Source organism: Paraburkholderia sp. J94 (assembly GCF_905220285.1).
GTDB lineage: Bacteria > Pseudomonadota > Gammaproteobacteria > Burkholderiales > Burkholderiaceae > Paraburkholderia > Paraburkholderia tropica_A.
Genome location: NZ_CAJMZH010000003.1, coordinates 451,688 through 464,344 on the forward strand (window position 1 = coordinate 451,688; position 12,657 = coordinate 464,344).

11 protein-coding genes are annotated in these 12,657 nt (G+C 66.6%); 1 reads left to right on the plus strand and 10 read right to left on the minus strand.

Annotated features, from left to right (window positions below):
- Positions 1-7 precede the first annotated feature (7 nt).
- The 9 genes from bioD to U4Y88_RS08355 all read right to left on the minus strand — a co-directional run bounded on the left by bioD (position 8) and on the right by U4Y88_RS08355 (position 10,454).
- Complete coding sequence (bioD, locus tag U4Y88_RS08315; protein ID WP_224004329.1) at positions 8-751, minus strand: dethiobiotin synthase; 744 nt, start codon at positions 749-751, stop codon at positions 8-10.
- Entirely contained in the window at positions 748-1,944 is a 1,197-nt protein-coding gene (bioF, locus tag U4Y88_RS08320) for an 8-amino-7-oxononanoate synthase (RefSeq protein ID WP_321783314.1), read from the minus strand. Before bioF ends, bioD begins: the two co-directional genes overlap by 4 nt.
- Positions 1,944-3,311 (minus strand): adenosylmethionine--8-amino-7-oxononanoate transaminase, encoded by a 1,368-nt coding sequence (bioA, locus tag U4Y88_RS08325; RefSeq protein WP_321783316.1) that lies wholly within the window; start codon positions 3,309-3,311, stop codon positions 1,944-1,946. The genes bioF and bioA overlap by 1 nt, the downstream gene beginning before the upstream one ends.
- 350 nt (positions 3,312-3,661) lie before the next feature.
- Positions 3,662-5,050: a dienelactone hydrolase family protein gene (locus U4Y88_RS08330; protein WP_321783318.1), complete on the minus strand. Its 1,389-nt coding sequence runs from the start codon at positions 5,048-5,050 to the stop codon at positions 3,662-3,664.
- Between the two features lie 560 nt (positions 5,051-5,610).
- Complete coding sequence (locus U4Y88_RS08335; RefSeq protein WP_321783319.1) at positions 5,611-6,063, minus strand: YchJ family protein; 453 nt, start codon at positions 6,061-6,063, stop codon at positions 5,611-5,613.
- 105 nt (positions 6,064-6,168) lie between these two features.
- On the minus strand, positions 6,169-6,846 hold the full coding sequence (locus tag U4Y88_RS08340) for an SDR family oxidoreductase (RefSeq protein WP_224004344.1): 678 nt from the start codon (positions 6,844-6,846) through the stop codon (positions 6,169-6,171).
- 97 nt (positions 6,847-6,943) lie between these two features.
- Complete coding sequence (locus tag U4Y88_RS08345) at positions 6,944-8,137, minus strand: acetyl-CoA C-acetyltransferase (protein ID WP_321783321.1); 1,194 nt, start codon at positions 8,135-8,137, stop codon at positions 6,944-6,946.
- A 54-nt stretch (positions 8,138-8,191) separates the two neighbouring features.
- Complete coding sequence (gene aceK / locus U4Y88_RS08350) at positions 8,192-10,003, minus strand: bifunctional isocitrate dehydrogenase kinase/phosphatase (RefSeq protein WP_321783323.1); 1,812 nt, start codon at positions 10,001-10,003, stop codon at positions 8,192-8,194.
- Between the two features lie 52 nt (positions 10,004-10,055).
- Positions 10,056-10,454 carry a MerR family transcriptional regulator gene (locus U4Y88_RS08355; protein ID WP_224004353.1) on the minus strand — a complete coding sequence of 133 codons (399 nt, stop codon included), beginning with the start codon at positions 10,452-10,454 and terminating at the stop codon, positions 10,056-10,058.
- 305 nt (positions 10,455-10,759) lie between these two features.
- On the opposite strand from U4Y88_RS08355, the gene U4Y88_RS08360 reads away from it, so the two are divergent.
- Positions 10,760-11,830, plus strand: a complete 1,071-nt coding sequence (locus U4Y88_RS08360) for an MBL fold metallo-hydrolase (protein WP_321783325.1) — start codon at positions 10,760-10,762, stop codon at positions 11,828-11,830.
- A gap of 112 nt (positions 11,831-11,942) precedes the next feature.
- Here the strand turns inward: U4Y88_RS08360 and lolA are convergent, their stop codons facing one another.
- Positions 11,943-12,653 carry an outer membrane lipoprotein chaperone LolA gene (gene lolA, locus U4Y88_RS08365; protein ID WP_310634138.1) on the minus strand — a complete coding sequence of 237 codons (711 nt, stop codon included), beginning with the start codon at positions 12,651-12,653 and terminating at the stop codon, positions 11,943-11,945.
- Positions 12,654-12,657 lie beyond the last annotated feature (4 nt).

The following is a 12,657-nucleotide window of genomic DNA, read 5'->3' on the forward strand; positions in this document are numbered from 1 at the left end:
CACGCGCTTAGTGCGCCGATTGTGCGGATTGCGGCGCCAGCGCGGCGAGCCGTGCGAGCAGCGTGTCGATGTTCAGGTGTTCGGCGGCATCGTCGGCGCTCGCGCCGCGCATGTGCGGCACGACGCCCAGCAGCGGCGCGCCGAACTGGGCGGCGAGTCGCGTGCGCAATGCGTCGATGTTTTCTTCGGGGAACGTCATGTTCGGGTCGATGCGGTTGGCGACCCAGCCCGCGAGCTTGAGCCCGCGCGCGGCCACGGCCTCGGCGGTCAGCAGCGCGTGGCTGATGCAGCCGAGCCGCATGCCGACCACGAGCACCACCGGCAGATTCAGCGCGAGCGCGAGATCGGCGGTGTCCTGCTCGTCGGTGAGCGGCACGCGAAAGCCGCCCACGCCTTCGACCACGACCGCGTCGGCGCGCGTGCACGCCTCGCGATGGCTCTCGACGATGCGCGCCATATCGAGCGTCACGCCTTCGAGCGCGGCGGCGATGTGCGGCGCGGCCGGTTCCTTCAGCAGAAACGGTGTGCGGATTTCCGGCGGCAGCAGCACGCTTGCGGCGGCGTCGAGCTGATCGGCGTCTTCGTTGTGCCAGACGCCGTCGCGCTCATAAGCGCCCGCCGCGATCGGCTTGAGCGCCGTGGCGCGCAGGCCCGCGTGCGTGAGGCCGCGCAGGATCGCGGCACTGACGAAGGTCTTGCCGATTTCGGTGTCGGTGCCGGTGACGAATAGCGAAAGTGTCGATGCGCTCATGCGTTTTTCTCCTGGGCCGCGCGGTTCGCCTGTTGCAGCGACGTGTTCAGACGATCGAGATCGGCGTCCGAATGCGCGGCGGACAGCGAAATGCGCAGGCGCGACGTGCCCTCGGGCACGGTCGGCGGACGGATCGCGGGGACCCAGAGGCCGTCGCGTTCGAGTTCGGCTTGCAGCGCGAGCGTGGCGTCGTTGGCGCCGATCACGAGCGGCTGCACAGCCGTCATCGAATCGACGGGCAGCCAGCAGGTTTGCTTGAGCATCGCGCGCGTGCGCCCGATCAGATGATTCAGATGCGCGCGGCGGGCGTCGCCCTCTTCCCCGCCGATGATGCGCAGGCTCGCGGACACCGCATGCGCCACCGACGGCGACGACGCCGTCGTGAAGATATACGGACGCGCGCGCTGCACGAGCCACTCGATCACGGTCGCGTGCGCGCAGACGAACGCGCCCGAAACGCCCGCGGCCTTGCCGAGCGTGCCGACCATCACGAGCTGCGGCGAGCGCAGCGCGGCTTCGGCGATCGCGCCGCGGCCTTGCGGCCCGAGCACGCCGAAACCGTGCGCGTCGTCGACCACGAGCCAGGCATCGTGCCGTTCCGCGAGTTCGACGAGGCGCGCGAGCGGCGCGACGTCGCCGTCCATGCTGAACACGGTGTCGCTGACGATCAGCTTCACGTTCGCGTCGGAGGCCTCGAGCATCGCGCTCAGCGCGTCGGTGTCGTTATGCGGATAGATCTGAATGTCGGCGCGCGAGAGGCGCGCGCCGTCGATCAGCGAGGCGTGGTTCAGCGCATCGGAAAAGATCGTCGTGCCGCGGCCCGCGAGCGCGGTCAGCACGCCGAGGTTCGCCATGTAGCCGGTGCTGAAGTACAGCGCGCGGGGCGCGTCGACGAAACCGCCCACGAACGCGGCGAGATCGTCTTCGAGTTGCGCGTGCGCGCGCGAGTGGCCGCCAAGCAGATGCGAGCCGCCGCTGCCCGCGCCGTAGCGCTGCGCGCCTTCGGCCAGCGCGGCGACGAGTTGCGGATGCGCGGCGAGGCCCAGATAGTCGTTGCTCGCGAAGCCGATGGTCTCGCGGCCGTCGACCGTCATGTGCGCGTCGCACGGCGTGTCGATGGTGCGGCGGCGGCGGCGCAGGCCGCGCGCGTCGAGTTCGCGCAGGCCTTGTTCGAGCGTGTCGAGAAGCGGCATTACAGGTCCTCCGCGACGGTCGCGTCGAAAGTTTCGCGCGTGCGTTCGGCGAGATGCGCCTGCGTCTGCGAGTCGAGAATGTACGGCGGCATCACGTAGACCGTCGTGCCGATCGGGCGCAGCAGCAGTTCGCGCTGCAACGCGTGCTCGAAGAAGCGGCGCGAGAACGTGCGTGCGCGCGCGGGATCGTCGAGCTTCACGTCGAACGCGAGGATCGTGCCGCACTGGCGCAGATCGCGCACGAGCGGATGCGCTTCGAGCGGCGCGAACGCTTCGCGCAGTTGCTGCGATTTTTGCGCGTTCGTCGCCAGCACGTGATCGCGCTCGAACAGGTCGAGCGTCGCGAGCGCGGCGCGGCACGCGAGCGGATTGCCCGTGTACGAATGCGAATGCAGGAAGCCGCGCGTGGTGTCGTCGTCGTAGAAGGCGGCGTAGATCTCGTCGCGCGAGAGCACGATCGAGAGCGGCAGATAACCGCCGCTGATGCCCTTCGAGAGCGTCAGCAGATCGGGCCAGATGCCCGCTTGCTCGCACGCGAAAAAGGTGCCGGTGCGGCCGCAGCCGACGGCGATTTCGTCGGCGATCAGATGCACTTCATAGCGGTCGCAGAGCGCGCGCAGGCCTTGCAGATAGAGCGGATCGTGCATCGCCATACCGGCGGCGCACTGCACGAGCGGCTCGACGATCAGCGCGGCGATGCGGCCTTCGCGCTCGGCGAACAGGCGCTCGACGTCGGCGAGCGCGCGGCGCGCGACATCGGCGGCGCTCTCGCCTTCCTGCGCCGTGCGCGCATCCGGCGACGCCACCACGTGCGCGTGCGTCAGCAGCGGATCGTAAGCATCCCTGAAAAGTTTCACATCGGTCACGCCGAGCGCGCCGATGGTTTCGCCGTGATAGCTGTTGGCGAGGCAGACGAATTCGCGCTTGTCGATCGCGCCCCGGTTGCGCCACGCGTGAAAGCTCATCTTCAACGCGATCTCGACCGCCGATGCGCCATCGGAAGCGAAAAACGCGTGTCCGAGCGCGCCGCCCGTGAGCGCGCTCAGGCGCTCGGCGAGTTCGACCGCCGGTTCGTGCGTGCAGCCCGCGAGCATCACGTGCTCGAGCGTATCCAGTTGCGCCTTGAGCGCGGCGTTGATGTCCGCGTTGGCGTGACCGAACAGGTTGACCCACCACGAACTGATGGCGTCGAGATAGCGGCGCCCTTCGTGGTCGTAGAGCCACGGGCCTTCGCCACGCGAGACGGCGACGAGCGGCAGGCGCTCGTGATGCTTCATCTGGGTGCACGGATGCCAGATGGCGCGCAGGCTGCGCGCGATCCATTCATCGTTGGCAGTGCCTTGGGATGAGGGGTTTGCGGAATTCAAGTACGGCTCCAGGTACGACAGCGGGACCGAGATTAGCGCGTTCGCCCGCGCAATGCACTACCCCTCAAAACCCCGCCCAGCATGGCTTCGACCGAGGTACGGCGCGGTTCGCGACATCTGCGGCGGGTTCGTTTTAAAAGCCCGGAAATGACCGTAGATGACGACGGCAAAGTCATGCGCGCTTATGCAAAAAAATCCGGGGGCGCGTGAGCGCGGGCGCGCGCGTCGGCCATGCGGGAGCGGCATTTTTTAGGGCGAGATCAGAAAAGACCGGCAAAAAAACGGGCAGCCTCGCGGGCCGCCCGATCCGAACACACTGCAAAAATGGGGGAAACGCCTGAGCGCGTGGCTCAGCGGCTCGCGAGCGCGTGCGACGGCTCGGCGGCGTCGGCATGCGCGTCGCCATTGCTGTCGTTCTGCGCCGTGGTGGCGGTGTCGTTCGCCCACACCACGTTGCCGTTGACCGCGTAGAGGCGGCACGGATCGCTGCTGTGCTGCTGGCAGTTCGCGACGGCGACGGCCATCGGATTGTCGCCGCCTTCGGCCCACGACCACGCGCCCGAATCGGACACCGCGAACGCGCGGCTCGGATACTGCTTGAGGAAGTTGCGATAGCCGTCGCGGCCCGCCTGATCGAGGAACGGCACCGCGCCCACCGCGTCGATCGACGCATAGCCGGTCGCCTGCGGCGCGGACGCCGTGGCCACACGGTACTGCACGGACGTGGGCATGCCCTGCTCGGCGAGGAAGGATTCGACCTTCGGCCACCAGACCTGCACGCCGTCGCGGTCGCCGACGAGGCGGTGCGCGTCGTTCTTGTACGCGCCGAAGTCGATCAGTTTCGCGCTCGCCACGCTGCCGTTGCCGCCCGCCTGCGCGGTGCGGAACGCCGCGAACATCTTCGTGACGAGATCGGGCGACCACACGGAGTCGTTGTCGCCGTAGAGCCAGAGCGAGGCCACGCGGGCCTTGCCGCCGTAGTCGCCGAACGCCTGGGTCAGGTTACCCTGCCAGCCGGTGCACGCATCCTGGCGCAGACCGCCCGAGAAGTTGATCAGCGCACGCACGCCCTTCGCGGCTTCAGTGCCGTAGGCCATCGTGGCCAGGCCGCCGTGCGAGGTGCCGGCGACCACGATGTGGTTCGCGTCGACGAACGGCTGCTTCGACATGTAATCGACCGCCGTGGCGACGTCCGACGCCTGGCCCATGCCGTTGCTCGCGACGTCGCAGCCGTCCTGTTCGTAGGTGCCGCCCGAACCGGCGAAGCCGCGGCGGTTCGGCGCGACGACCACGTAGCCGCGGCGCACGAATTCGCGCGCGAACGACATCGGATCGCTGCGCGCCTGCAAACGCGGATCGCCTTGAATCTTGCCGTGGTTGAACACCACCATCGGGAACGGGCCGGAGCCTTCGGGACGATAGACGGTGGTTTCGAGCGTCACGCCAGGTTCGCCGTCGACGGGGATCTGGATGATCTGCGCGTTCATGTCGGCGTGGACGACGGGGAGATACGCGTCGTCGAGCGCGAGGCGCGCCACTTTGGCGTTGCCGAGCGGGCCGCCCGCATTCGCGTGCTGACCGGACGTGGACGTGGAAGAAGGCGAAGCGGAAAGCGCGGGCGCGTTCGGCACCGATGCCGCATCGGCCAGCGAGGCGGCGTGAGCGTTCGACAGCGCGACCGACAGCACGCACGCCGTGCCGGTCACTGCCCATCCGGTAAGAAGCTTCCTGAACGCCATCTGCTGCACCTGCCCGCGAAATTCCCGCTGTCAATCTGACTACCCGAGCGACTCACCCGCGACCTGCCCGCTTTCGCGGGACACAACAGGACACCGCTGCGCGTGGCCGGAGCCAAAGCGCGTTTGTGACCCATCGCGGGGAAGAAAACCGATCGGAAAACCTGTGCGGCACCGTTCTGTCATCGACCAGACCCGCCGCCAGCGCTCGCCCGGGATGCCACTGCGAGGCGTCGAAAAAGTGCTTTTTCAACATTCGCTTACGTGGCGGACGAACACCGTGATTGCATCCTCGCACGACAAATATTTGTTGTGCAATTCAGTAGTAACCCGGCATAAGGCATGCCAGCGGCGCGCAGCCCTTGCTGCACGGCGTCTGCGGGAATTTCGGCCGATTTGCGGGGAGAGGGAATAAAAACATTTCGGGAAATTTCGCGTCGCGCGGCGCCAACAATCGCGCCGCTTTCACGTAAGTGCCTGTTTGCAAACGCGATATTTCGGGTGTTATGGCGCCATCTTGTCGATGGGCGCGATCGGCGCGATCGGCAGATGTTCAGCGCAGGTCACGCATCGGAAACGTCGCCGTCGACATAGCGCCAGCGGCCGTCCTCGCCGCGCGTGAAGCGGCTCAGTTCGTGCAGACGATAGGCGCGTCCGCCGCTTTTGTAGCGCGCGACGAATTCGACGCGCGCGTGCGTCTCGTCGATCGGCTCATGTCGCTTGACCGAAAGGCCGAGCCAGCGCGGTGCGCCGGGCGCATCGGCGTCGGCGTCGAGATCGGCGGGACAGGTCGCCGGATCCCAGCTCGCGCGCAGATACGCGGTGTCGCCGAGCACATAGGCCGTGTAGCGCGAGCGCATCAGTTCGAGCGCCGTGGCGGGCAACTCGCCGCCGTCGATGAAGCGGCCGCAGCAGGCCGCGTAGCGTGGCGGCTGCGCGCCCGCCTTGAGGTTCGGCGCGGCGCCGCCGCAAGGACAATCGAGCGGACGCGCGGCGCGCGGGGAATCAGCGGTCATCGGGAAAATCCGTGGACAAAGACAAGGGCAAAAAACAAAGGCCGCTTCGCGCGAGCAAAGCGGCCTTTCGCATTTTTACCTGAACGGCACGCCGTTCACCAGCGCTCACCAGTCGAGTTCGGTGCCGTCGTACTGGAAGAAGCGTCCGTTGAAGACCTCGCGCGCGGCGGCCGCTTCGGCCACCACCTCGCGCATGCCGGCCACGCTCGCGGCGGCGTCGATGGCCGCGTGCGCGCCGCCCATGTCCGTGCGCACCCAGCCCGGATGCAGCGCGACGCAGGTGGCGCGGCGCGTCTGCAACGAGGTGATCTTGAGGACGTCGTTGAGCGCCGCCTTGCTCGCGCGATAAAGCCAGCCCGTCGTGCCGGTGGTCTGCGCGATGCTGCCCATGCGGCTCGACAGCACGCCGAGCACGCCGTGCGCCGCATCGACGAGCGGCAGCAGAATCGGGATCAGCTGCATCGGCCCGCGCACGTTGGTGTTCATCACGTATTCGAAGTCTTCGGAGGTGATCGATTCCACGCCTTCGGTGCGCGGACCGTAGACGCCGGACACGATCAGCGCCACGTCGAGCCGTTCGCCGTCGAGCTTCCCGCCGAGCGCGGCGATGTCCTCGGGGTTCGCGATATCGACCACATAGGTCTGCGCCCCGAGCGCCCGCAGATCCGCGAGCGCGGATTCGGACCGCGCCGTGGCCAGCACGCGCCAGCCGGCCTTCGCATATTGACGCGCGAACTCGAGACCCAGGCCTCGCGACGCACCCACGATCAACGCTGTTTTCATCTCGTCACCTTCTCTTGTGTGCCGCGGCCTTTGCTGGAGCGCCGCGTGCGGGTGATGCCGCGCGCCGCCTCCCTGCGGCGCGCGTTCAGGCGTCAGCCTACAGGAGTTCGACGCCCATTGCCGTGGCCTCGCCGCCGCCGATGCACAGGCTCGCGACGCCGCGCTTCTTGCCGCTCGCGCGCAGCGCGCCGATCAGCGTGACGAGAATGCGCGCGCCCGACGCGCCGATCGGGTGACCGAGCGCGCACGCGCCGCCGTTCACGTTGACCTTGTCGTGCGGCAGATCGTGGGCCTTCATCGCGGCCATCGTGACCACGGCGAAGGCTTCGTTGATCTCGTAGAGATCGACGTCGGCGGCCTTCCAGCCGGTCTTCTCGAACAGCTTCGCGATCGCGCCGACAGGCGCCGTGGTGAACTTCGACGGTTCCTGCGCGAAGGTCGAATGGCCCGTGATACGCGCGAGCGGCGTGACGCCGAGGCGCTTCGCCGTCGATTCGCGCATCAGCACGAGCGCGGCCGCGCCATCCGAAATCGACGACGAATTCGCCGCCGTCACAGTGCCGGTCTTGCTGAACGCGGGCTTGAGCGTGGGGATCTTGTCGGGTTTGGCCTTGAACGGCTGCTCGTCGCGCTCGACGAGCGTCTCGCCCGCGCGCGTGGCGACCTTCACCGGCGCGATTTCCCACGCGAACGAGCCGTCTTCGTTGGCGAGTTTGGCGCGCTTGAGCGACTCGATCGCGAACGCGTCCTGACTCTCGCGCGAGAAGCCGTGCTCGCCCGCGCATTCCTCGGCGAACGTGCCCATCAGACGGCCTTTGTCGTAGGCGTCTTCGAGACCGTCGAGGAACATGTGATCGAGCACCTGGCCGTGGCCCATGCGCATGCCCGCGCGCGCCTTGGGCAGCAGATACGGCGCGTTGCTCATGCTCTCCATGCCGCCCGCGACGATCACGTCGGCCGAGCCCGCCAGCAGCATGTCGTGCGCGAACATCGCCGCGCGCATGCCCGAACCGCACATTTTGTTGACGGTGGTCGCGCCCGCCGCGAGCGGCAGTCCCGCGCCGAGCGACGCCTGGCGCGCGGGTGCCTGGCCCTGCCCCGCAGGCAGCACGCAGCCCATCACCACTTCGTCGATCTGCTCGGGCTTGAGGCCCGCGCGTTCGAGCGCCGCCGCAATCGCCGCCGCGCCCAGCTGCGGCGCAGTGAGCGAAGCGAAATCGCCCTGAAAACCGGCCATCGGCGTGCGCGCGGCCGCCACGATCACGATGGGATCCTGCTGCGTCTCACTCATGTCTGTCTCCTTGGTTTGGTGTCTCGATTCGTCGGTCATGTCGGTCATGCGCGATCAGGCCGCGCACGCGGCGGCGTCGCCGCTCTCGGGTGCGCGTTCGAACAATTGCGGATAGCGCGTGCAAAACCGCGCGCTCGCGTCGTACGGCAAGCAGTCGGGCACCTCGCCCGCGAGCAGGCGCGACTTGCTGTCCTGCCAGATCGCGGGCTCGAAAAAATCGGCGTGATGCTGAAGGAAATAGCGGCGCACGCGCGGGTCGCCGAGCAGGAACGTGCGATACGTCTCAGGAAAAATATCGCGCGGGCCGACCGGATACCACGGCTCGTCCGATAGTTCGTCCTCCTCATGACGCGGCGGCGGCACCGCGCGCACGTTGCAGTCGGTCAGGTATTCGATTTCGTCGTAGTCGTAGAACACCACGCGGCCGTGACGCGTCACGCCGAAGTTCTTGTAGAGCATGTCGCCCGGAAAGATGTTCGCGCGTATCAGGTCCTTCACCGCGTTGCCGTATTCGCGGATGCCGTGCTCCACCTCCGCGTCGCTGCCGTTCTGCAACCAGAGGTTCAACGGCACCATGCGCCGCTCGATATACAGATGACGGATCACGAGCTGGTCGCCCTCGTACTCGATCATCGACGGCGCGAGCGTTTCGAGTTCGCGCACGAGCGCTTCGTCCAGGCGCGCGACCGGCAGCGCGACGCTCGAATATTCGAGCGTGTCGGCGAGCCGCCCGAGGCGGTCGTGGCGCTTCACAAGCTGATACTTCGCCTCGACCTGCTCGCGCGTGGTTTCCTTCGGCGCGGGAAAGCTGTCCTTGATGACCTTGAACACATACGGATACGAAGGCAGCGTGAACACGATCATCACCATGCCGCGTATGCCGGGCGCGGCGATGAAGCGGTCGCTCGAATGCCGGAGGTGTTGCAGCAGATCGCGATAGAACAGGTTTTTGCCCTGCTTTTGCAGGCCCAGCGACGTGTAGATCTCGCCCTTCGCCTTGCGCGGCATGATGCTGCGCAGAAACTCGACATAGGCCGAGGGCACTTCCATGTCGACGAGAAAATACGAGTGCGCGAAGCTCATCATGATGAGCACGTCGTCGGTGCGCAGCAGCGCGGTGTCGAGCGCGAGCCGTCCATCCGCGACGTGACGGATCGGCACGACGAAAGGCACCAGCATGTCGCCGTTGATGATGCGCCCGACGATATACGCGGCCTGATTGCGAAAGAACAGCGAGGCCAGCACGTGAATCTGGAAGTTCGCTTTCGGCTCGACGTCGCCGAAGGTTTCGCGCATTGCGCGCATCGTGCATTCGACGTCGCGGCCCAGATCCTCGAACGGCGTGTCGATCTGAAAGTTCGTGACGATGCGTTCGAGCGTGGCGGCGAGTCCGTCCTTGAGCGGGTAATACGCGCGATACGTGGGCTTGGCGGCGGGCTCGTCGTTCTCGATGTACTCGGTCGAGATCGCCGGGCGCACGAAGATGAAGGCGTTGTTGAAGTACGAGCGATGCAGGATCTTGCAGCACACCGAGTTGAAGAACGTCTCGGCGCATTCGGGCTGCCGGTGCGTCGTGAGCAGGCCGATGTAGTGCAGCTTGATCTGCTCCCAGACGTCGTCGTCGATATGCTCGGCGTCGTATTCGTCTTCGATCGCCACCACGCATTCGCGCACGCGCTCGTCGTAGGACGCGATGCGCTCGCGCGCGAGCTGCTGCAAGCCCTGCCAGTCGCGCGCCTCGAAGCACTCGCGCGCCCGCGCCGCCGCCACGCAGAAGTTGCGGTAATGGCGATCGAAGCCTTCAAGCATGGTCTGCGCCACGTCGTAACCGATCTGCGACGAGAGCAGCTTGGGAAAATGTCTCATGGCGCGCTCAGTTCGGGTCGATCGCCGGGGTCAACGCTCGGGCGCTCGCGGCTTACTTGTTCGCCGCCGCGGCGTTCTTTTCGAGCAGCACGCGCGCCTGCGCCTCGTACTGCGCGAGATCTTCGAGCGTCGCGTCGAGGTCGGCGCGCTGGCGTTCGAGGATCTCACGATGGCGCACCACTGTGTCGAGAAAGGCCTGGAGCTGCGGGAGCGTGTCGGTCGGCGACTCGTAGAGATCGAGCAGCGCGCGGATTTCGTTCAGCGTGAAGCCCAGGCGCTTGCCGCGCAAGGTCAGTTTCAGGCGCGTGCGGTCGCGGCCGGAGAACACGCGCTTGAGGCCGCTCGCGCCTTCGCGGCTCGGCGCCAGCAGGCCCTGGTCCTCGTAGAAACGGATCGCGCGCGGCGTCACGTCGAATTCGCGGGCGAGTTCGGTAATCGTGTAATGGGTCATGACTGGTCGGGCGCCTCTGGCCGCCGGCCGTGGGGTTCGGCAAGGCGGCTCGTTCGTCGTTAGAATCGACGTTTACGTTATCGTCAACCTGCAGGTTTCGCAACCTTGCACCGTGCGGGCCCACCGAGCGTCATTGGCCCGCGCCGGAGATTGTTCCGCGTATCGGAACACTCTCCCGGAATCCCTGCACAAATGCCGCAATGCGGCGACAATGTGGATGGAAGGCGTGGGACGGACGGCGCGCGCGCACGATGCCGAACCGCCGCGCCGCCACGCACACATAAAAGACAGGAGTTGAGACCCCCATGAATGCGCTCGAACACCAGCTCGATTACCCCTTCAAGGACACCCTGCCCGAACCCGGCCACGCCTTCGAGGTCGCGCCCGGCGTGAAGTGGCTGCGCATGCCGCTGCCGTTCGCGCTCGACCATATCAATCTCTGGCTGCTGCGCGACGAGATCGACGGCCAGCAAGGCTGGACCGTGGTCGACTGCGGCATCACCAACGACACCATCAAGGCGCACTGGGAGCAGGTGTTCGAGAACCAGCTCGACGGCCTGCCGGTGCTGCGCGTGATCGTCACGCACTGCCATCCCGACCATATCGGCCTCGCGCACTGGATCTGCGCGGGCGGCGACAAGGCGCGCTGGGACGTGCGCCTGTGGACCACGCTCGGCGAATACATGAGCGCATGCGTGCTGGCCTCGGGCAACGGCTCGAACGCGGGTGGCGAAGGCGCGGCGCGCCATTTCGCGCGTCACGGCGTGAAGGACGAAGCGGCGCTCGATCAACTGCGCAACCGCCGCAGCTACTACGCGAATCTCGTGCCGTCGCTGCCGCCGCAATACCGCCGCCTGCGCGAAGCCGACACGGTATCGATCGGCGGACGCGACTGGCGCGTCGTGACGGGTTTCGGCCATTCGCCCGAGCATTGCGCACTGCTCTGCGAGGACATCGGCGTGCTGATTTCGGGCGATATGGTGCTGCCGCGCATCTCCACGAATGTGTCGGTGTTCGACATGGAGCCGGAAGGCAATCCGCTCGGTCTCTACCTCGAATCGCTGGGCCGTTACGAGACGATGGCCGAGGACACGCTCGTGCTGCCCTCGCACGGCAAGCCGTTCCGCGGCGTGCGCACGCGCATCGTTCAACTGCGCGAGCACCACGACGCGCGCCTGGCCGAAGTGATGGAAGCCTGCGCGAGCGCGCCGCAAAGCGCCGCCGATATCGTCCCGCTGATGTTCAAGCGCGCGCTCGACATCCATCAGATGACGTTCGCAATGGGCGAGGCGCTCGCGCACCTGCATCTGCTCTGGCTCGCGGGCAAGCTCACGCGCAGGACGGGCGAGGATGGCGTGATCCGCTTTTCTGTCTGATCTGTCTGATCGGTCTGAGCGCGGTATAAACCTCCGCGCCTGCAAATAAAAAAGGGCGGCTCATTGCGAGCCGCCCTTTTTCGTTCTTGCACGGTGAAGCGCGCGACGAACCTCAGTTGCCGCCGCCCGTGATCAGATCGGCGCCCTTCGGACGCACGAACTTGAACGTCGACGCCGGCAGCGACGGGTTCTTCTCGATGTTGGAGAACGTGAGCAGCGTCACGTTGCCGAACACGTCGTGCAGCTCCATCGCTTCGAGATTGCCGTCGCGAAAGCCGATGCCCACGCTCTTGAACTGCGTGTCCTTCGACTTCGGAATCAGCTCCAGCCAGTCGATGCCGTTCTTCACACCCGCGTCGGAGAGCGTGAAGTTCTTGTCGAGATCGTTGCTGCCGAACAGGATCGCCGCCGGGCTCGCGCCGAGCGCGCCGCCGAGCTTGCGCTCGGTGACCTGGTTCAGATCCTTGTCGTAGACGTAGAGGTTGTCGCCGTCCGACTGGAGTTGCTGCTGATACGGCTTTTCGTAATTCCAGATGAACTTGCCGGGACGCGAGAACACGAACGTGCCGCTCGACGTCTTGGCGTTGAGCGTGGCCGTGGCGACGGCGTCGCTCGTGCTCTTGGCGTTCGACGGCGCCTTGAGTTCACGCTGCACGAAGCTGCCGCGCGCGGCGTGCACCTGCGCGACGAATTGCTTGAGCTGGTCGGTGCCGCCCGCGTAGGCGTGCGAGGCCAGCGCGAGCGATGCGCCCAGCGCGACGGCGAGCGCGCGGCCGGCGCGCGCGAGCGTCAAACGAGTCGGTTGTCCTGCGAAAAACTGCATCTAT

Excerpts from the sequence above, each read along its gene's own strand:
- U4Y88_RS08345 (WP_321783321.1), bottom strand. The coding sequence starts at position 8,137 with ATGAGTGAGACGCAGCAGGATCCCATCGTGATCGTGGCGGCCGCGCGC.
- U4Y88_RS08340 (WP_224004344.1), bottom strand. The coding sequence starts at position 6,846 with ATGAAAACAGCGTTGATCGTGGGTGCGTCGCGAGGCCTGGGTCTCGAG.
- lolA (WP_310634138.1), bottom strand. The coding sequence starts at position 12,653 with ATGCAGTTTTTCGCAGGACAACCGACTCGTTTGACGCTCGCGCGCGCC.
- bioD (WP_224004329.1), bottom strand. The coding sequence starts at position 751 with ATGAGCGCATCGACACTTTCGCTATTCGTCACCGGCACCGACACCGAA.
- U4Y88_RS08360 (WP_321783325.1), top strand. The coding sequence starts at position 10,760 with ATGAATGCGCTCGAACACCAGCTCGATTACCCCTTCAAGGACACCCTG.
- U4Y88_RS08335 (WP_321783319.1), bottom strand. The coding sequence starts at position 6,063 with ATGACCGCTGATTCCCCGCGCGCCGCGCGTCCGCTCGATTGTCCTTGC.
- U4Y88_RS08330 (WP_321783318.1), bottom strand. The coding sequence starts at position 5,050 with ATGGCGTTCAGGAAGCTTCTTACCGGATGGGCAGTGACCGGCACGGCG.
- bioF (WP_321783314.1), bottom strand. The coding sequence starts at position 1,944 with ATGCCGCTTCTCGACACGCTCGAACAAGGCCTGCGCGAACTCGACGCG.
- aceK (WP_321783323.1), bottom strand. The coding sequence starts at position 10,003 with ATGAGACATTTTCCCAAGCTGCTCTCGTCGCAGATCGGTTACGACGTG.
- U4Y88_RS08355 (WP_224004353.1), bottom strand. The coding sequence starts at position 10,454 with ATGACCCATTACACGATTACCGAACTCGCCCGCGAATTCGACGTGACG.